Annotated in this window: 14 protein-coding genes; 4 read left to right on the top strand and 10 right to left on the bottom strand. The window is 33.0% G+C overall.

Annotated features, from left to right (window positions below):
• Positions 1 to 136: 136 nt before the first annotated feature.
• Complete coding sequence (locus tag BTM19_RS00655) at positions 137 to 757, bottom strand: lysophospholipid acyltransferase family protein (protein WP_029377036.1); 621 nt, start codon at positions 755 to 757, stop codon at positions 137 to 139.
• A gap of 166 nt (positions 758 to 923) precedes the next feature.
• Between BTM19_RS00655 and BTM19_RS00650 the strand changes: the two genes are divergently transcribed.
• The gene (locus BTM19_RS00650) at positions 924 to 2,219 is read left to right on the top strand and encodes a S1C family serine protease (RefSeq protein WP_038678729.1); all 1,296 of its coding nucleotides are present in this window, start codon (positions 924 to 926) and stop codon (positions 2,217 to 2,219) included.
• Between the two features lie 305 nt (positions 2,220 to 2,524).
• Here BTM19_RS00650 and tyrS read toward each other — a convergent pair whose 3' ends face one another.
• Positions 2,525 to 3,787 carry a tyrosine--tRNA ligase gene (tyrS, locus tag BTM19_RS00645; protein ID WP_029377034.1) on the bottom strand — a complete coding sequence of 421 codons (1,263 nt, stop codon included), beginning with the start codon at positions 3,785 to 3,787 and terminating at the stop codon, positions 2,525 to 2,527.
• Between the two features lie 384 nt (positions 3,788 to 4,171).
• Between tyrS and BTM19_RS00640 the strand changes: the two genes are divergently transcribed.
• Entirely contained in the window at positions 4,172 to 5,071 is a 900-nt protein-coding gene (locus BTM19_RS00640) for a biosynthetic peptidoglycan transglycosylase (RefSeq protein ID WP_029377033.1), read from the top strand.
• A 208-nt stretch (positions 5,072 to 5,279) separates the two neighbouring features.
• Here BTM19_RS00640 and BTM19_RS00635 read toward each other — a convergent pair whose 3' ends face one another.
• Together BTM19_RS00635 and acsA are read right to left on the bottom strand one after the other, a co-directional pair.
• A complete protein-coding gene (locus BTM19_RS00635) occupies positions 5,280 to 6,947 on the bottom strand; it encodes a formate--tetrahydrofolate ligase (RefSeq protein ID WP_058625565.1) in 1,668 nt (555 codons plus the stop codon).
• 318 nt (positions 6,948 to 7,265) lie between these two features.
• Positions 7,266 to 8,975, bottom strand: coding sequence for an acetate--CoA ligase (gene acsA / locus BTM19_RS00630; RefSeq protein WP_058625544.1), 1,710 nt, complete (start codon positions 8,973 to 8,975; stop codon positions 7,266 to 7,268).
• Positions 8,976 to 9,154: 179 nt separating this feature from the next.
• On the opposite strand from acsA, the gene BTM19_RS00625 reads away from it, so the two are divergent.
• On the top strand, positions 9,155 to 9,787 hold the full coding sequence (locus BTM19_RS00625) for a GNAT family N-acetyltransferase (protein ID WP_029377030.1): 633 nt from the start codon (positions 9,155 to 9,157) through the stop codon (positions 9,785 to 9,787).
• A 13-nt stretch (positions 9,788 to 9,800) separates the two neighbouring features.
• Positions 9,801 to 10,958 carry an acetoin utilization protein AcuC gene (locus tag BTM19_RS00620; protein WP_029377029.1) on the top strand — a complete coding sequence of 386 codons (1,158 nt, stop codon included), beginning with the start codon at positions 9,801 to 9,803 and terminating at the stop codon, positions 10,956 to 10,958.
• A 317-nt stretch (positions 10,959 to 11,275) separates the two neighbouring features.
• On the opposite strand, the gene ccpA is transcribed toward BTM19_RS00620, so the two are convergent.
• From ccpA to BTM19_RS00585, 6 genes are all read right to left on the bottom strand, one after another.
• Entirely contained in the window at positions 11,276 to 12,265 is a 990-nt protein-coding gene (gene ccpA / locus BTM19_RS00610) for a catabolite control protein A (RefSeq protein ID WP_029377027.1), read from the bottom strand.
• Between the two features lie 498 nt (positions 12,266 to 12,763).
• Positions 12,764 to 13,855, bottom strand: a complete 1,092-nt coding sequence (locus BTM19_RS00605) for a bifunctional 3-deoxy-7-phosphoheptulonate synthase/chorismate mutase (RefSeq protein ID WP_029377026.1) — start codon at positions 13,853 to 13,855, stop codon at positions 12,764 to 12,766.
• A gap of 411 nt (positions 13,856 to 14,266) precedes the next feature.
• The gene (locus tag BTM19_RS00600) at positions 14,267 to 15,661 is read right to left on the bottom strand and encodes a hypothetical protein (protein ID WP_038678734.1); all 1,395 of its coding nucleotides are present in this window, start codon (positions 15,659 to 15,661) and stop codon (positions 14,267 to 14,269) included.
• 79 nt (positions 15,662 to 15,740) lie between these two features.
• Positions 15,741 to 16,235, bottom strand: a complete 495-nt coding sequence (locus tag BTM19_RS00595) for a DUF948 domain-containing protein (RefSeq protein ID WP_017722163.1) — start codon at positions 16,233 to 16,235, stop codon at positions 15,741 to 15,743.
• Positions 16,236 to 16,305: 70 nt separating this feature from the next.
• Positions 16,306 to 17,619, bottom strand: coding sequence for a UDP-N-acetylmuramate--L-alanine ligase (murC, locus tag BTM19_RS00590; RefSeq protein ID WP_029377024.1), 1,314 nt, complete (start codon positions 17,617 to 17,619; stop codon positions 16,306 to 16,308).
• Between the two features lie 23 nt (positions 17,620 to 17,642).
• Positions 17,643 to 21,494 (bottom strand): DNA translocase FtsK, encoded by a 3,852-nt coding sequence (locus tag BTM19_RS00585; RefSeq protein WP_069796406.1) that lies wholly within the window; start codon positions 21,492 to 21,494, stop codon positions 17,643 to 17,645.
• Between the last annotated feature and the right edge of the window lie 16 nt (positions 21,495 to 21,510).

Below are 21,510 nucleotides of genomic sequence, written 5' to 3'. Positions count from 1 at the left end.
CATGCACAATATTGTCCACGTGGTGTTTGTAAACCTTTTACTAAATGTTATTGTACAATTATATAATAACATATGATTTAAAGATTACGTATCAAAAATAAAAAATCTAATTATTCCAACATATTCATGTTTTCATTTAGTTGTTTTTTACATATTCATTTAATTCATTTTGTAATTGAATTGTTCTTTGCTCTAATTCTTTAGTTAAATACTCTAATTTCTCATTACGCTTCATGTCTTTAGGAAGGTGTTTAGTTTCTATTGGTTCGCCAAATCTAATAATCGCCTTTCCAGTAACTAGCCCTTTTATTTCTTTTGGTCCAACATAAGCTGCAGGTAAAATCGGCGCTTGAGCCATCATAGCAATAGTTACGGCTCCTCTTTTCATTGGTGACCCTTCATCATATTTCATACGATGTCCTGTTGGGAAAATACCGACAGTTTTATTTTCTTTTAACAGTTTTATCGGTTTTTTTAAAGTGCTTGGTCCAGGATTATCTCTATCTACTGGAAATGCATTTAATGACGATAAAAACTTACCAAAAACTTTGTTATTAAATAGTTCTTTTTTAGCCATATAATGTATTTGGTTAGGATAAATTGCTGTTCCTAACATGATTACTTCATTATAACTTTCATGAGTACAAGTCACTACATACCTATGAAGTTGAGGTATATTTTCTTTTCCTTGGACTTCTAACGAATTACTTAATTTTATAATAATCAATTTCAACAAACCACTTATAAATTTATACATTTTTGCACCTACTTCATTTTGCTTGTCTTTCCTCATTGATTTTATCATTTAGTACGATTATGGACAAGAAGATTTATATTTCAGTCTAAAGTCGTATAGTGGTATACTAGTAAAAGTTGCACAAAACTTTCATAATAGGATATATAGTAATAATTGGAGGTAGATTATGTCAGAATTTAACAATGACCAAAATACAAACAACAACCAAAATTATCAACAAAACACAACGCAATATACCCCAAATAAACGAATAAGGACAAAACCTAAATTCCCATGGTTTAGAACAGTTATAGTTGCCTTAGTCGCTGGTATCATTGGAGCCCTTATTGTATTAGGGGTCGGTAAATTGATGGAAACTACAGTATTAAACAATAATGGTTCATCTGTAAATGAAGCATCAAACACTGGAAACGCTGGAAATACTCTTGATGGAAAAAGTGAAAAATATGATTCTGTAAATCAAATGATTAATGATGTCTCCCCAGCAATTGTTGGCGTGATCAACATGCAAAAAGCTCAAAATCTAGATGATTTATTAAAAGGTAAATCTTCAAAATCGCAAGAAGCCGGTGTAGGTTCTGGTGTAATATATCAGAAAAATAATGGTTCTGCGTACATCGTTACTAATAATCATGTGATAGATGGTGCGAGCGAAATCAAAGTTCAACTTCATAACTCTAAACAAGTAGATGCCAAATTAATTGGTAAAGATGCATTAACTGATATGGCAGTGTTGAAAATCAATGAAACTAAAGGCACAAAAGCAATCAACTTTGCCAATTCTTCAAAAGTTAAGACTGGAGATAGTGTATTTGCTATGGGTAATCCATTAGGCTTAGAATTTGCTAATTCAGTAACTTCTGGAATTATTTCAGCAAGTGAACGTACAATCGATACACAAACATCAGCTGGTTCAAACAAAGTCAACGTACTTCAAACAGATGCAGCCATAAACCCAGGTAACTCTGGTGGTGCACTTGTAGATATCAACGGCAATCTAGTAGGTATAAACTCAATGAAGATTGCAAATGAACAAGTGGAAGGCATTGGTTTTGCTATACCAAGTAATGAAGTTAAAGTTACTATTAAAGAATTAGTAGAAAAAGGTAAGATTGATCGCCCTTCTATTGGTATTGGCTTACTCAATGTCAGCGAAATTCCAGACCAATATAAAGAACAACTTAAAACTTCACGTAAAGATGGTGCATATGTAGCAAAAGTTGATGGTGATAATGGTCTTAAAGAAGGTGATATCATCACAGCAATTGATGATAAAAATGTGAAAGAAGATACAGATATACGCTCTTATCTTTATGAAAATAAAAAACCTGGCGATTCGGTGAAATTGACTGTAGAACGCGAAGGTAAACAGCAAAAAATAAATGTAACATTAAAAGAACAAAAGCCAACATCACAATCTTCTGAAGAATCAAGTGAAGAAAAGAGCTCACCGTTCAATTAAATCCATCTAAGATATTTGTGAATTATTAAATATAGTGTGCTTAGGACTGTAGAAACCACTCTTGGTTTTACCTCCTTTGCACACTTTTTTATAATCTTTTTTACTTATATTTGCATATAAAGCACCTTCCATTAAATAATTACAGACTGCCCCTGCCTACTAACAACGTAAAAATCGACTTGAACTAAAATTTATTATAGTTCAAAATATAATCAATATTGATCAACATTTAATCAGTCGCAAACATAACTATACTAAAAAAGCAGCAATCTACTAGATTCAAATAGACTGCTGCATAAAAATTATTATTTATAATTAACCATAAAGTATTTTTTCTTGCCTCGACGTATAATTGTAAACTCATCTTCAATCTTATCCTCGTTAGTAAGTTCATAATTAACATCTTGTTGTCTCACACCATTGATATAAATAGCACCGTTATTCACATCTTCACGTGCTTGACGTTTAGAAGAAGAAATTCCAGATTCAACGATTGCTTCTACAATATTTGTAGTCTCATGATTTAAATCTACTTGTGGCACATCTTTAAATCCTTCTTTTAATTCCACCGCAGAAAGTGATTGTAAATCTCCAGCAAATAAAGCCTTAGATATACGTATCGCATCGTCTAATGCAGCTTGACCATGAATAAAGCGTGTTACATTCTCGGCCAATGCTTTTTGTGCTTCACGTAAATGAGGTGCTTCATTCAATGATTTTTCCAATGCTTCAATCTCTTCTTTTTCTAAGAAAGTAAAGTATTTTAAAAACTTGATTACATCATCATCTGTTGTATTAATCCAAAATTGATAAAATTCATATGGGCTCGTTTTGCTAGCATCTAACCAAACTGCGCCACCTTCAGTTTTACCAAACTTTTTACCATCTGACTTCACTACTAATGGAATCGTTAACCCGTAGGCCTCAGTTTGACCATACATACGACGCATCAATTCAATACCACTCGTAATATTTCCCCATTGGTCTGAACCACCTACTTGAATTTTACAATTAAATGTTTTATTTAAATGACCAAAATCAATTGCTTGTAATATCGTATAAGTAAATTCTGTAAATGAAATACCGTGTTCTAAACGTGTTTGAATAGAATCTTTGGCCAACATGTAATTTACACCAACATGTTTACCGTAATCACGTAAGAAATCAATTAAAGAAATTTGGCCAAGCCAGTCTTTATTATTAACTAATTTAGCGCCTTTTTCATTACCAAATTCAAATATTTTATGCATTTGCTTACTGATGCCTTGTACATTATCTTCTACTTGATCTTCAGTCTGTAATTTACGTTCTTCTGATTTACCAGAAGGATCACCAATCATACCTGTGCCGCCACCGATTAATACAAGTGGTCTATGTCCATGTTCTTGAAAGCGACGCAATGTTAAGAAGGGTAATAAATGTCCAATATGCAAGCTATCTGCTGTTGGGTCCGCACCACAATATAATGTGACTTGCTCTTTATTTAATATTTCTTCTATACCAGACTCATCAGTTTGTTGATAAACTAAGCCTCTCCATTTTAAATCTTCTAATAGTGCATTTGCCATTGTATCAGCCTCCTGTTTTAATTTATGATTTCGTTTCGGATAAAAGCAATTTAACAATAACGCTACCTTTTTATTAAATAAAAAAACGCCCCTACAAATTAATGTAAGGGCGCATGCGCACGGTACCACCATACTTAAGTCAAACAACTTTATTAATGATACGTTCATTAACTAAAACGTTTGGATTACTTTAATTAATAAGGTGTATTCACAAAATGTGCAACGCTAGTTCACAACGACCACTAACTCTCTGAAGATGACACAAAAAGCTACTTCTCCTTTATCCAAAAACGATATCGAATTAATACTAATTATAAGTAACTATAATTTAAAAGTCAATATGTTAATTTATGTTATAATATTGCATACATAAGGAGGTTATATATGACGCATCAAACAGTTGAAAATAAGCACCAACCGTCATGGTTTGATAAATTTGAAAGTATCTATAAAAAACTGAAACATATTTTCATCGGCTTGTTTGCGATTCTAGCATGTACCTCGGTGATTATATTAGCGATTACTGTTTTTTATTTTCAAAGTATAACAAAAGAAGCAATACATATGTCTGACGACGATTTAAGACTTAAACTGCTTTACATTGTCGGTAGTCAAGATATTGATTATGACAACAAACATATTTTAACTGAGTATAACGAATCCTTGAACACCTTAATTGTTGGACCTAAAAATGTTAACAAAAATGTCATCAAAGCATTAACCGCTTCAGAAGATAGTTTGTTTTTCATGCATAATGGCATTTTACCCAAAGCTTTGGTTCGAGCAGTTGGACAGGATATTTTCAATACAGAAAGCGCCACTGGTGGTAGCACGATAACTCAGCAACTTGTTAAGAATCAATTATTAACAAGTGAAAAAACATATAACCGTAAAGCGAATGAGTTAGTTCTATCAATGCGTGCAGAAAAATTATTGACCAAAGATGAAATTATTTTTACGTACTTAAATATTGTTCCATTTGGTCGAGATTATAATGGCTCAAACATATCCGGTATAGCTTCAGCTTCATATAGTTTATTTGGAAAGCCACCATCAAACTTAAATATTGCTGAATCGGCCTATTTAGTTGGTTTATTACAAAGCCCCTATTTTTATACACCATATGAAGAAAACGGCACTCTAAAATCTGATGCAGATATACAAATAGGACTAGATAGACAACATTATGTATTAAAACGAATGTTAGTAGAAGGCAAAATCACAGAATATGATTATAAACGAGCTGAAAAGTTCAATATTCGTAAACACTTATTATCAAAATAGCCCCTTTTACTTATAGTTAAATTTAAAGGGAGTAGGAGTGAAATCATTAAAACAACAATGATTTCCCCCTACTCCCTTATGCATTATCATGTTTATCAATCATAAACTATATGAAAATATATTCTTACTTACTATAAATATTGAAATTTAGTTTCCTTAAATAATTTTTCTATAGTCACTGTTCATGCAATATCGATTACAAATAACTTTAGAACAATCCAACTGCGTGACCATCATCAGTTACATCCATATTTAAAGCAGCTGGTTTCTTAGGTAATCCTGGCATAGTCATAATTGCACCTGTTAGTGCAACAATAAATCCTGCACCTGTTTTAGCTTCTAATTCACGTATTGTAATTTCAAAGCCCTCAGGCGCACCTAATTGTGTAGCATCATCACTAAATGAATATTGCGTTTTAGCCATACAAATTGGGTAATGATCCCAACCATTTTCTTTAAATTGTTGTAATTGTTTTTGTGCTTTACTACTGAATGTCACTTTTGAACCGCCATAAATTTCTTTAACAATTGTTTCGATTTTATCTTCTAAAGGTTGTTCTAACTCATATAATTGTTTAAATGTTTGTGGTTGTTCTATAACATCTAATACATTTTTAGCTAAATCGATGCCACCTTTGCCACCTTTTTCCCATACTTCAGTTAAAGCAAGACGAACACCATTATCTTTTGCCCATTGCTGCACAAATTCTGTTTCTGCTTCTGTATCATGTACAAATGCATTTAATGCTACGACAGGTTCTAATCCATATTTTCTTACATTTTTAACATGACGTTCTAGGTTAACTATACCGGATTTCAATGCTTCTACATTTTCTTCTTTTAAGTTATCTTTTGCTACACCGCCATGCATTTTAATAGCACGAATTGTTGCAACTACAACGACTGCTGAAGGTTCAAAGCCTGCTTCACGTGCTTTAATATTAATGAATTTTTCTGCGCCTAAATCAGAGCCAAAGCCTGCTTCTGTAACAACGATATCCGCTAAGTCTCTTGCAGTCTCTGTAGCCAATATTGAGTTACAACCATGAGCAATATTAGCAAATGGCCCCCCATGTACAAGTGCTGGCGTACCTTCAATAGTTTGAACAAGGTTAGGTTTAATCGCATCTTTCAAAATCATAGCTAATGCGCCCTCAACTTTTAAATCTGATACTGTCACTGGTTTACGTGAACGAGTATAACCAATTGTGATATTACTGATTTTTGTTTTCAAATCATTTATATCATTTGCTAAGCAGAGGATCGCCATGATTTCAGAAGCTACAGTAATATTGAAACCATCTTCACGAGGTACGCCTTGAGTCGGGCCACCTAAACCAACAATCACGTTTCGTAAGGCACGATCATTCATATCTAATACACGTTTCCACTCAATACGTCTTTGATCTATTTCTAATTCATTCCCTTGATGGATATGATTATCAATAAATGCCGATAACGCATTATTTGCAGTCGTAATAGCATGAAAATCCCCATTAAAATGTAGATTGATATCTTCCATAGGTAGCACTTGAGCATAACCACCACCAGTAGCACCACCTTTAATACCAAAAGTTGGCCCTAAAGCTGGTTCACGTAGAGCAACCATTACATTTTGTTTAAGTTGATTGAATGCATCGGATAAGCCAACGGTAACTGTTGACTTACCTTCACCTGCTGGCGTTGGACTCATAGCAGTTACTAAGACTACTTTACCCTTACCATTTTTTTGTTGAACTTGATTAATATCAATCTTTGCTTTGTAATGACCATAAGGTTCTAATGCATCCTTTGGAATTCCAACTTTTTCTGCAATTTCCCCAATTGGTTTTAATGTAGATTGATTTGCAATATCTAAATCAGATAAATGTGTCAAATTCATTCGTCCCTTCTAAAATTAATTTTTAAATCAATAATCACTATATATTTATCATATATACTACTGACAAAAATAAATCCTTACATACTTTATATTAACCAACTTAAGTTGCGTTGTCGACTTTTATAGATAGCGCTTCCATAATCATAAGTGTAATGTATCATCTAAAGGTTCAATATTACACTTTTTAATTTTCAGTTAAAAAAACCTCCATATCTCTTCTGTTTTAAAGAGATATAAGGTAGTTTAAGTTAAGTAATTTATATATAACTAGTTGTTCAATAATAATAGATTATATTTTTGATTAAACTTTATTTAATCTTCCATTGTACTTAAATCACCTTCTGGTAAATCAAGTTCCCATGCTTTAAGTACACGGCGCATAATTTTACCTGAACGTGTTTTTGGTAACTTATCTTTAAACTCAATTTCTCTTGGTGCAGCATGTGCAGCCAATCCTTCTTTAACAAATTTACGAATTTCTTCTTTTAATTCATCTGATTCATTATATTCAGAACGTAAAGCGACGAACGCTTTAATAATCTCCCCTCTGACAGGGTCAGGTTTACCAATGACACCCGCCTCAGCTACTGCTTCATGTTCTACTAATTTGGACTCTACTTCAAATGGACCAACACGTTCTCCAGCTGTCATAATTACATCATCTACGCGTCCTTGGAACCAAAAATATCCATCTTCATCTTTATAAGCAGAATCCCCAGATACATACCAGTCACCAATGAAATAAGAATCATATTTTTCTGGGTTTTTCCAAATAGACACCATCATAGATGGCCATCCTTTTTTAATCGCAAGATTTCCCATTCTATTAGGCGGTAGTTCATTTCCTTGATCATCAATAATTGTAGCTTCTACACCCGGTAAAGGTTTACCCATAGATCCTAATTTAACATCCATAGAAGGATAGTTAACTATCATATGACCACCAGTTTCAGTCATCCACCATGTATCAAGTACACGTTTACCAAAGACGTCTTTAGCCCATTTGATGACTTCAGGATTCAATGGTTCACCAACGGATAAGATGCTTTTAACAGATGATAAATCAAATTTTTCAATTATATCGTCACCCGCACTCATCAACATTCTTAATGCTGTCGGTGCTGTATACCATATCGTAACTTTAAACTCTTCAATCATGCCATACCAAGCTTCAGGTGAAAATCTACCTCCAGCAATACAGTTTGTGACACCATTTAACCAAGGACTAAATATCCCATAAGATGTCCCCGTTACCCAACCTGGGTCGGCAGTACACCAATAAACATCATTTTCTTTAAAGTCTAATACATATTTACCAGAAATATAATGTAATAACATAGCTCTTTGTGCATGTAATACACCTTTTGGTTGTCCTGTAGAACCTGAAGTGTAATGCAAGATTAAACCATCATCTAAAGATAACCATTCAGTATCAAATTGATCGCTTGCCTGCTCAAATTCAGTATTAAAATCTACGTAAGCGTCATCTACTTCATCATCTACCACAACAATTGTTTCTAAATGTGGTAATTTATCTTTTGGTATTCTAGGTAATAATGCATTCGTAGTAATAATAACTTTAGCTTCACTGTTCTCTAATCTATCGCCAACCGCTTTTTCCATAAATGCTTCAAATAAAGGACCGACGATGGCACCAATTTTTAAAGTTCCAAAAAGAGCAAAATAGAGTTCCGGTGTTCTCGGCATAAATACAAAAACACGATCTCCTTTTTCAATACTAGCTTTATTTTTAAGCACGTTTGCTGCTTTATTACTATTTGCTTTCATATCGTTAAAAGTATAACTTTCTTTACGTTGATCATCTTTATAATGTAAGGCAATTTTTTCCCCTTTACCTTCATCTACATGACGATCAATACATTCATGTGCCATATTCACATTTCCTGTTTCATACCATGAAAATGATTTTTCTACTTCTTGCCAATCAAATTGATTATATTCTTTTTCATAGTCTTGAAGGTTAAAATTTCCACTTTCCCCTTTATATACTTCTACTTTCATTTTAAATCCCCCTCTGAATGAAATCGTCTCTTCAAAAATTATTATAACTAACATTTTCAAAATTTTCAAAATAATTACTGTAAGCGAATTCATTTACATTTTATTTTATTCAATTATCACTTATAATATAAATAATAAGATTGATTACAGAATACCATGTGGTAGTTTGGAGTGAAAAAATGAAACATATTAAAACGTATCAATCCCAAACATATCAGTTAGACGAAGGACAGTTTGTTATTGAAGGGCCTATTTCATGTAGCAAACTTGAAACAATGACATTTGATGAAGGTTTGTCTGCCTTTCGTCCACCGAAAGATCAATTTGAAGCAGTTAAAGAAATTAGTGAATTAGAAGAAGGTAGAATATTTATATTACGGAAAGACCAACACATTATTGGATACGTTACTTTTCATTATCCTGATCCTTTAGAAAGATGGTCGAGCGGTGATTTAGAATACTTGATAGAATTAGGGGCAATTGAAATCAGTTTGCCCTATAGGCACTTACATTTAGGGAGTGAATTGATTAAAGTTAGTCTCTCTGCAGATGAATATGAAGACTACATTGTATTAACGACAGAATATTATTGGCACTGGGATTTAAAAAATTCAGGTCTCGATGTATATGAATATAAAAAATTAATGCAAAAACTTATGGGATATGGGGGCCTTGAGATTTTTGCTACAGACGATCCAGAAATTACGAGTCATCCAGCAAATTGTTTGATGGCCAGAATCGGTTCAAGAATTTCTATTGAACAATTACAAGCGTTTGATGATATTAGATTTATGAATCGATTTTTCTTTTAAAGGGGATAAAAATATGAGTAATATGCAACAAACAACAGGCTATGTTTACGCTAATGAACTTTTACAATATCGTTTTAGTAATAAACATCCATTTAACCAAATGAGATTAAAATTAACGACAGAATTGCTTATGGAACTAGGACAATTAAAGCAACATCACATTATATCACCCAGAATTGCAACAGATGATGAATTATCGCTAATACACGCCTATGATTATATACAAGCAATAAGACATGCTTCTCATGGTATTTTAAGTGAAAATGAGGCTAAGAAGTATGGTTTAGACGGTGAAGATACACTTCAATTTAGAATGATGCATAAACATAGTGCACGTATTGTTGGAGGTGCTTTGAATTTAGCAGATCAAATTATGAGTGGTACGTTAACAAACGGGTGTCATTTAGGTGGTGGCTTACATCATAGTCTTCCTGGACGTGCAAATGGCTTTTGTATTTATAACGATGTTGCCATTACAATTTCATATTTAATGCAAAAATATAATCAACGGGTTCTGTGTATTGATACGGACGCCCATCATGGTGATGGTACTCAATGGAGTTTCTACACTAATGATCAAGCTTTAATCTATTCCATACATGAAACAGGAAAGTTTTTGTTTCCGGGCTCAGGACATTATACAGAGCGTGGTGCTGAAAAAGGATTCGGATATACGGTTAATATACCGTTAGAACCTTATACTGAAGATCAATCCTTTTTAGATGTTTTTAAACAAACCATTGAACCTGTTGTAGCATCATTCAAACCAGATATTATTGTAAGTGTACATGGTGTGGATGTGCATTATCTTGACCCACTTACACATATGAGCTGTACATTAAATACACTTTATGAAATACCATATATTGTCAAATCACTTGCTGATACATATACACAAGGTAAGGTTATTATGTTTGGTGGTGGCGGCTATAATATATGGAAAGTTGTACCACGTGCATGGTCTCATATATTCTTAGCCTTAATAGGTGAACAACCTCCAACAGGTAACCTTCCAGAACGTTGGCTTACCAAATGGCAACCTTATGCTACTTGTGCACTCCCTACCAATTGGAGTGATGATAAAGAGAATTATATAGAAATACCTCGAAGAAAAGAAATAAGTGAGATTAATATGAAACAGGCCCAAAAAGTGTTGAGCTGGTTTGAATAAGATTACAATTATCAAGTTAAAAAGTAAAGTTGTCATAGCAAAAAATAAGCATCAATTTCTAGATATTTTAATAGAAATTGATGCTTATTTGTTTCATGAAATTTTTAATGATTTTGTAGCATGCCTATTGTTCGAAGTAAGTAAATGTATAAAGGTATACAGGCTCGAGAACCATACTATTTCTTAACAAACACAGACAACCTAACCACAAGATTTTAAATATAAAATAGAGCTAACTCATTATAAATTAACGCTCTTCTTTTGAGTCGTGAAATTTACGTCTCACTCCTATTATAATTTCCAAATAAATATATGAATTATTTTGTAGTACCTCTGTATTCAATTCTGTGAGGTAAAATTACATTAGGCTCATCAATATCTTCTTCATTCATATATTTTGTAAGTAATCTCATACCTACTGCACCAATGTCGTACAATGGTTGAATAACACTGGAAAGTTGTGGTCTAACCATTTCAACAAGTCTTGTATTATTAAAGCTAACAATTTGTAAATCATTCGGCACATTTACTCCAGCGTCTTGAGCAGCATGTACTAGGCCGATAGCTTGTTCATCACTGATTGATAAGATTGCATCAGGTTTTGCAGTTGCTAACGATTCAAACGCACGTAACCCATCTTTATATGTTTCATTTCCATTAAAGATTAATTGTTCGTCTAGTTCTAATTCATGTTGAACCAATACATCTTTTAATCCTACTAACACGTCTTCTTGTGCTTTCTTAGAATAATCTCCACCTACAAAGGCAAATGATTTAGCTCCCTTTTCTATGAGATGTTCTGTTATTTCTTTAGCAGCAGATTCAAAATCGATGTTTACTGATGAGATACCTTCATCTTTACCATTTGTACCTGAGACAACTACTGGTACGGAAGATTTATTAATTAAATCTTTTATTTCTTCAGAGATTGTACCTCCTAAGAAAATGATACCATCCACTTGTTTACTTAGTAGATTATTAAAAATCTCTTTTTCCTTACTAGGATCATTATCAGAATTTGAAATAATAGAATGGTATTTATACATTGTTGCAATATCTTCTAAACCACGTGCTAATTGTGAATAATACACATTTGAGATATCTGGAATAATAACGCCAACTGTTGTTGTACGTTTACTTGCTAATCCTCTTGCTACTGCATTTGGACGATAGTTTAACTTCTTAATAACTTCGTTTACTTTGTCACGTGTTTCAGGCTTAACATTTTGGTTGCCATTAACTACACGAGAAACGGTTGCCATAGAAACTCTAGCTTCTCTAGCCACATCATATATTGTAACAGTCATATTTTCCTCCTTGAAAGCGATTTCTTTATTATTATAATCTGTTTTCATAACATTTTCAAAGTTTACCACATTTTCAGAAAATGTAAAATCATTTTGTTTAGATTGTTATAATGTTTTTCATTTCATAGTATTAAAAAACTGGATTATATTATATGTTTTAAATTTCCACTATAATCTAAATGGATAAAATTAAAGATGTAAAAATGCTACCTCACTTTATATATAAAATGAGATTACATGTAATATCTAAAAATAAACTATGAACAAAGATAATCTCATATTATCGCTGAAAAAGAAAAGTAGCGAGACAGAAATCTAATATGTTTAAAATAATTTCGTCGTTCCCCTCGCCAAAGTAAAATAAGGTAAGTAGTTATAAAATGTTAACTAGAACTAGAGCTCATATAATAGCCTTAATTATCACAATACAATAATTAAGGCTGAGACAATTATATTTGTCCCAGCCTTATAGCAATATTGCCTCAAACTTTGCAATTATTATTTAAGTTTTTTACTGTTATACATATCTGCAAGTGGTTTAATTTCATTGTAGAATTTATCAAATTCATTGAAGTCCATTTGCTGTCCACTATCACTTAATGCAACAGATGGATCAGGATGTACTTCAGCCATAATACCGTCAGCACCAACTGCTAAGCCAGCTTTTGCCGTTGGAATCATAATGTCTTTACGTCCAGTACTGTGAGTAACATCAACCATAACTGGTAAGTGCGTACCTTGTTTTAAGATAGGTACAGCAGAAATATCTAAAGTATTTCTTGTTGCTTTTTCATATGTGCGGATACCACGTTCACATAAGATAATATTTTCATTACCTTGTGAAGCAATGTATTCAGCTGCATATATAAATTCTTCAATTGTAGCTGATAAGCCACGTTTTAGTAATACAGGCTTGTTTGAACGACCTGCTTCTTTAAGCAATTCGAAGTTTTGCATGTTACGTGCACCAATCTGGAATACATCTAAGTATTCATCAGCTACTTCAAAGTCTGCTGGGTTAACTATTTCACTAACGACATTTAAACCGTATTTATCTTTAGTATTTTTAAGTATTTTTAGTCCTTCAACACCTAATCCTTGGAAATCATAAGGAGATGTACGTGGTTTAAATGCTCCACCTCTAATGAATTTTTCTCCTCTAGCTTGTAAATTAGCTGCAACGGCATCAACTTGTTCTTGAGATTCTACTGAACATGGTCCAAATACAAATGATTTATTGCCATCCCCAATAATACCTCCATTATCAAATTGAACAATTGTATCTTCTGGTTTTAATTTTCTAGATACATATAAGTGTTTTTCATTTTCAGATTTTTGCAAATCAGTAGAGGCTTTAAAAATTTCTTTAAACAATTGTTTGATTACATTGTCATTGAATGGTCCTTCATTCTTATCTAATAATTGATTAATCATTTCTTTTTCACGCTGAGGATCATATACAAGTGTGCCTTGTTTACGTTTTTCCTCACCTATTTTTTGTGCTATTTTTCCTCTTTTAGATAATAGACCTAAAATCTCTTCGTTTATTTCAACTATCTCATCTCTGTATTCTTTTAATTTGTCTGTCATTTTTATTCACCTCTATGAAAAATTTAAAAAACGATATTTTATTCTGCTTTAAAGCGATAAAATATTTGTTAAACGTTATTCTAACAAGAACTACTTAGAAGTTCAAGTAGCGATTGAAAAAAATCACTTTAAAAGTGAATAACATTAATGATAACTGAATTTTCAGTCAATATCTAGCCCATTTTTACACTATTATATGTTTTTCAATATTTTTTTATAATATTAATTTAAGTAATTTATGTATAGAATTTAGCATTCAACAAGAAAGTAACAAGTGCACGTATAGAAAATAATTTATTGCGCTATCAATCAATGAGATTTAATTGATTGCTCATCTAGTTGTTAGTTCATATAAAATAAAAAGAATCCAAAACAAATATTTATGTCTTGGACCCTTTCTTTGTATTTGAATTAATCATTGAAAGTTCTTTTATCGATTTTACTTTTAGCTTTCTCTGACTTATTCACTTGCGGTCTATTTTTAGTATAAGTTTTTTTAGTTGATTTACTTTGGGTTGATTTTAACGTTTTATCAGCACTCTGTGATTCATCATGGTTTATAATACCATCATTTGTTTTCACTGTTGATTTATCATCATTTTGCTGTGCATTACTTTGTTCAACTGATTGTTCGCTTAAATTTCTAGTAGCGCCATCATGGACAATAATACCATCTTTAAATGATACCGTCTTATGTGTTTGTTGAACGCGTTGTTCAGCTGCTGTTGGCTTAGGAATTTCTGTAGTTGTTGTTTTTTTGTTATTTTTATCCGCACTGTTGTCTACTTTATCAGTAGATTCTACTGCATTTCCAACATTTGGAGTAATTAAATTTGGTACCGATTGATTTTTAGCTTGCTTTGGTGATTCTGGTATTAATAAATTAGCTGTATTCTCTGCAATGCTTTGATTATTTTTTATTGCATTTTGCTTATTATGAGCTGCTAATGCTAAGCCTGATGCAGTAACTATACCAGTAGTAGCTGTTTCAGACTTATCCTTATCATATGAAGATGACTCATTAGTTGCTTCTTTTGTCACTAAATTTGGCGCATCTTTAGCTGATTGTTTTGGTTTATCATCTTCGTTTATTAATTTTGAAGTGTTTTCTGAAACCTCTGAATCATTATTTAAAGCTTCTTTTTTGTTTTGCGCCGCACTTGCTAAACCACCTGCAACAACAGCGCCACTTGCAGTTGCTGCAGCTGTTTTACCATTGATGCCTTCATTTTGATCTGAGTCAGCTGTAGAGCTTGCGTCAACACCTGAATTATCCGCTGTTTCTTCTTTTATAGCGTTTTGTTGAGCACTAATCTCATCTTCAGTTGGATTAGCATCTGGGTCAATATGTTCAGTAGCTAAATCATTAGATACTACGTCATTATTATTTTCATTTTTTGCTTCTTGCTGTTCTTGTGCCTCAGGTGACATATTAGCTAAATCATTATCGGATGATTCTTTTTGAATAGCAACTTTTTGGGCTGCTAATTCTTCATCTGTTACTTCTGTGTTATTTTTTTGAGATTCTGCAATAGTTGATTTCATCCCTGCTAATTTATTTTCAGCATCTTGTTTTTCTTGTTCACTTTGTGCAACAATATTCGATTTAAATTGTTCTTTATTTTCTGGAACATTTTTATCAGAAGATCTAGATTTACTAATGGAAACTAAACCTAAAGCTGAACCAATCACAGCACCTACAATAAATCCATACACAAATTCATTTCTGGCACCTTTAGTAAAATATTCTGGTACTTGATAACTTTCTAAGTTTCTTTCATAATTATCTCGATTATAGTATTTCATAATTGAATGCCCCCTATAACAAATGCACTTAAATAAGTTTCAAACCTCATTTAAGTGCATTTGTTTTTTAATATATGAATTATTTGTTATCTACACGTGTAGTATAGCTATGATTAGTATCGTTTGCTACACTGCTCGCTTTATAATTTGCACTATCTCTACGATTTCTTCTGTTTTGCCATTTATCAGCAACTTCCATTGCTACATTTGACCATTGTACAACTTGAGAAATTTTATCTTCATTTTGAGAAATGTTGTGCGTAATTGAGTTTGTAACTCGATCAACCGAACCATTTAAAGTTTGTACAGAATCACCGATACCTTTAACAGCATCAACTACTGAGTTTAAACGATCTGATTTATCTTGAATATCTTCAGTTAAGCGATTCGCTTTGTGAAGTAAATCTGTAGATTCACGTGTAATACCTTGAATTTGTCCTTCAACTCCATCAAGTGTTTTTGCAACGTGATCTAAATTCTTCTTAACTGAAAGTAAAACTACAACGATACCAATTACTAATATTAGAAATGCAATCGCCGCAATAATTCCAGCTATAGGTAAAATCCATTCCATTAAAAACGCCTCCTATTAATCATATGTTGTTATTTAATATAAATACCCCCATCATTTTAACATAAACATACTAAAATGACGAAGTGACACCAACTTTTTCCATATAAGCACGTTGAATTTTTTGTATATCGCCAGCACCCATAAATAGAATGACTGAATTACTATATTGTTCTAATATGCTTACACTTTCCTCATCGATTAGCTTTGCGCCATCGATTCTTTGAATCAAATCTTGAATCGTTAAATTACCAGTATTTTCTCTTATAGAACCAAAAATCTCACATAAGAATGTTGTGTCAGCCAAACTTAAGCATTCTGCAAATTCATCTAAAAATGCTTGAGTTCTACTAAACGTATGAGGTTGAAAAACAGCAATAACATCTTTATTAGGGTATTTCTTTCTCGCTGTTTCAATTGTAGCACTAATTTCTCTAGGGTGGTGCGCATAATCATCAACTAATACTTGATTCCCAATTTTTGTCTCATTGAATCTTCTCTTAACGCCACCAAACGTTTCTAACGCAGCTTTGATATTGTCTACGTTTAGGCTCTCTAAATAGCTTATTGTGATTACAGCAAGACCATTTAGAATGTTATGGTCACCAAATTGTGGTGAAAGGAATGTGTCATAGTATTCGTTCTTAATGTAAACATCAAATTGAGTACCTTTTTCACTAATTTTTAAGTTATCTGCATAAACATCGTCATCTTTAGAAAAACCATAATAGTAAACTGGTACATCAGCTTCTATTTTTTGTAAATACTCATCATCGCCCCATGCAATGATAGCCTTTTTCACATTCTGCGCCATTTCTTGGAACGCATTGAATACATCATCCACATCTTTAAAATAGTCTGGATGATCAAAATCTATATTTGTCATAATCGCGTAATCTGGATGATAACTTAAGAAATGTCTACGGTATTCACAAGCTTCGAATGCGAAATAATCACTTGCTGGAATACCCAAACCAGTACCATCACCAATTAGGAATGATGTCTTTTTATCACCATTCATGACGTGTGATAATAGACCTGTAGTGGAGGTCTTACCATGTGCACCTGTAACTGCTACAGACGTATATTGATTGATAATATGACCTAAGAAGTCATGATAGCGAATAACTTCTATTTTTAATTCATGTGCGCGTACAATTTCCTCATGTGTGTCTGGAAATGCATTACCTTGTACGATAACCATATCTTCTTTTATATTATCCGCATTGAAAGGTAAAATTTTAATACCATTATTTTTTAAAGCTACTTCTGTAAAAACATAATTTTGAATATCTGAACCTTGAACTTCATTTCCAAGATCACGCATGATTTGTGCTAATGAACTCATACCGGCACCTTTTATGCCAACAAAATGATAATGTGTCATAAAAACACTCCTTTATCTCTATATTAATTCTCATTTAAATCTGATTCTGTAATGTATACATCTCTTGGTTTTGAACCATTAGCTCCCGAAACATAACCTAGTTGTTCTAATTGATCAACTATTCTGGCTGCACGATTGTAACCAATTTGGAAATGTCGTTGTATTAATGAAGTTGAGATATGTCCCTCATTCAACATAAACTGACACACGTCATCGAATAAATCGTCTTGCGGTTGACTTTCAGTTTTCTTCAATAATTCTTTTTCTTCGAATAAATATTCTGGTTCTCTTTGTTCTTTAATAAAATCGACTACATCATCAATTTCATCATCAGATACAAAAGTCCCCTGAACACGAATTGGTTTATTCATCCCACTGCCAAGATAAAGCATATCACCATATCCCAGTAAGCGTTCTGCGCCACCACTATCTAAAATGGTACGAGAATCAACGCTTGACGATACCATAAATGCAACTCTCGTTGGAATATTTGCCTTAATTAAACCTGTTATTACATTGACTGATGGTCTTTGCGTTGCAACTAACATATGAATACCACAAGCACGTGCTTTTTGTGCTATACGAGCAATTGATTGCTCAACTTCTTGTGGTGCCATCATCATTAAATCTGCTAACTCATCTATAACAATAACAATTTTTGGCATTCTATCCTCATATGTTGCTTTCTTATTAAAAGCGGTAATATTTCTCACATGATATTTAGCAAAGACTTTGTAACGTCTTTCCATCTCGTCAACAGCCCATTTCAAACTTTGAGTAGCTGCTTTTACATCTGTAATTACTGGCGAAACTAAATGTGGCAAATCATTATATGGAGCCAATTCAACCATTTTCGGATCGATTAACAGTAATTTCAACTCTTCTGGGTGATTTTTATATAGTAAAGACATTAAAATACTATTTATGCATACTGATTTACCAGAACCTGTAGCACCGGCTATTAAAGCATGTGGTGTTTTGGATATATCCATTAATAAAGGCTCATTGTTAATTCTTAGACCCATGGCTACAGTTAACTTAGATTCTGAATTTTTAAATGCAGGCTCTTCAATTATTGAACGTAAATTTACTATTGTTGAATTTTGATTTGGTACTTCTATACCTACTAAACTCGTGCCGGCTATCGGCGCCTCAATACGAATATCCTTCGCAGCTAACGCCATCTTTATATCATCTTGTAAGGCAGTGATTCTTGAAACTTTGACACCTTTTTCAACAGATAATTCAAAGCGCGTTACACTTGGACCTTCTGTTACATTCTGTACCTCTGCTGGCACATTGAAATAATAGAAAGCTTCATTTAACTCTTGTTTTTTATCTTCTATCCAAGATTCATCTACTTCGTGTTGTTTAGGCGCTTCTAATAATTCTACATTCGGTAATTTAATATTTGGTCCTCGACGTATAGTGGGTTTATTTTCATTCTCATTTGATGTCTTTGTACCACCTAGCTGTGAAGTAGGCTCTGGTTTTAACAATGGTTCTTGAACAGATTGTCCAGAGTACTCATCTGGATTAACAGACTGATGATTGCTAACAACATTGTTATCTTTGGATGTATCTAATTTATCAGATTGTTGCTTGTTACTATTCGTTGTTTTAGCTTCATCATAATTATTTCCTGTTGTATTTGTTGCTGTTTCATCGGATAATGTTTCAACTTTAATATCAGACATGTTATCTAAATCACTTTCTGAAGCACTTTGTTGAACATTATCTGACTCATTTATTGTAGCTTGGTTTTCATGTTCTGAATCAAGTTCATGACCTATCTCTGTCTGTTGCTCTGTCGTCTTTAGTTCAGAAGTATTATCGTTTGTAGCATGATGAGTCGCATGGTTTTCAGTCGAACTCACTCTATTTTGATGCTGTGCTTTTCTTGCATCTAACATACGTTTTTTATCTGAAGGAGTCATGACTACATTGAAAGGCTTACTCCCTTTATTAATAGTTGATTTTGCTTGAGTTGACTGAGTATGTTGTATTGCTTTACTAGTATCAACTTTTGAATCTACTGTATCATTTGTTTCTTGTTCATCTAAATCTTTATCTTGTGAGAATTCTGTATTACCATGATTTCCTTTTGAAAGATTAACATCTATATCATCCACTGCATTTTCTTCTGAATGAGATATATTTGAGTCTTTGCTATTAGCTTCAACTGATAGCGATGGACTGCCAGATTCAGGGGAGTCGTTTACGATTTCTTCGGATTCAGCCACCTGTGCTGTTTCTACATTTTCTTTTGTATCATCTTCAGTTGAATGTAAGGGCTCATTATTTGATAAAGTCGATTGACTCGTATCATTATCTCCTAACTCTCTGTAATACGCATCTGCTATATCAGTATCTTCAGTTTCTGCATTTTGACTTTCTAATGCTTCTGCTTGTATTTCAGTTGTATCTATATTGAGGTTTTCGTTGGATTGTGAATTAACTACCTCATCTGAAGATGTCTCGCCAAGTGTATTGGTTAAGTCGTAAGATTCATTATCAACTTTATCTTCAGACATATCGTCGTTAATCTCTGGAGATTCTGTAACATTTCTTTCTGCTTGTATTTCAGAATCAACATTTACATACTCGTCATTGATTGTATGTATATCACGAATATTATCTAAATTAATTTCTTCGTATTTATACGTTGAGTCAATCTTCTCTTCTTGCTGATTGGCAGATGTATCTTGCATAGCGCTAGTATTTGAAACGTCTTGAACTGATGCTTCCGAATCAACTTCAGTAGCATTTGTCGTTTGTTCTTCAGCATCTAACGAGCTTTCACCTATGTAGTTTTGAGCTTGTTTGGCATACATTTCATCGATTGCTTTTTGTATACTATCTTCTTGCTTCTCTTGATGCTCATGACGCTTTTGTTGTAAGGCTTTTTTAAACTGACGCTTTTGAAGCACTTTTCTTTCACGTTCACGACGTATTTCTTCAACAATTTGTGAAGCATAAATATTTTCAAAATGAATTGTATTATCCATTTTTGCACGTTTAGCAAGAGGTTCTTGTTTGGTGATATCTGTTGCATCAAACGAGTCATTTTGTGTTTTTTCTTCTTCATCTGCACTATCTTCTGCTTGTTCAATAGTTGATGCAGATAACACATCATTATTATCTTCATTAAAATCATCGGCATATTGATCATTATAAAATGTCGTTTCATTTGAAGTCGGATTTTGAGAATTAGATTGATTCTTTTTATCAAATTCCAAACTTACTTCATCGGCATATGAATCAGTTTCGGACTGCTGATTCTGTTTTATAACGCCATTAACTAATGGACTAGGTTTTTTTGTACCAAAAATCGCAGAAGGAACTTCACTTGCTTTAAAATCGCTTTGATGGTAACTAGGTGTATTAGATTTATGCTTTGAAGTCGCATTTGCACGCAAAACATCCGTCTGAATTCTCATTCTTTTACCTTTGTGACTTCTCTGTTCACTTTTCGGTTCAGAAACTGACTCATCACGTGTGCTATTTTGTTCTGCTCGTTTCGAATTAACGTTGCTAGAGACGTCTTTTTCATACATTTGTCTACGTCTTCTTTGTTTGTGGTTAACACTTAAATTATCATCATTTTTGCGATAAGTATGATTATCATTAACTTCAGAATTCGTGTTGTCTACATTTGCATCGTCATTTATGTTATTTGTTTCATTTGCTTCTTCCAAAATATGCATTGGAAATCTAAACTTTCCTTTTGGTCTTTCATAAACATCATTGTTCTGAGGAAGTAATGAATCTTGATTCTCTTGTTGTGTAGCTTTTTGACGTCGTTGGCTTCTTTTATTAAGATAATCTTCACTTGAGTCATTATCTTCTCCAAATAACTTGTCGAACCAGCTCATACGCACATTACCTCCT

This window comes from Staphylococcus xylosus (assembly GCF_002732165.1).
Lineage (GTDB): Bacteria > Bacillota > Bacilli > Staphylococcales > Staphylococcaceae > Staphylococcus > Staphylococcus xylosus.
Note: the sequence above shows the minus strand (reverse complement) of the source record. Positions and strands in the feature narration are given on the sequence as shown.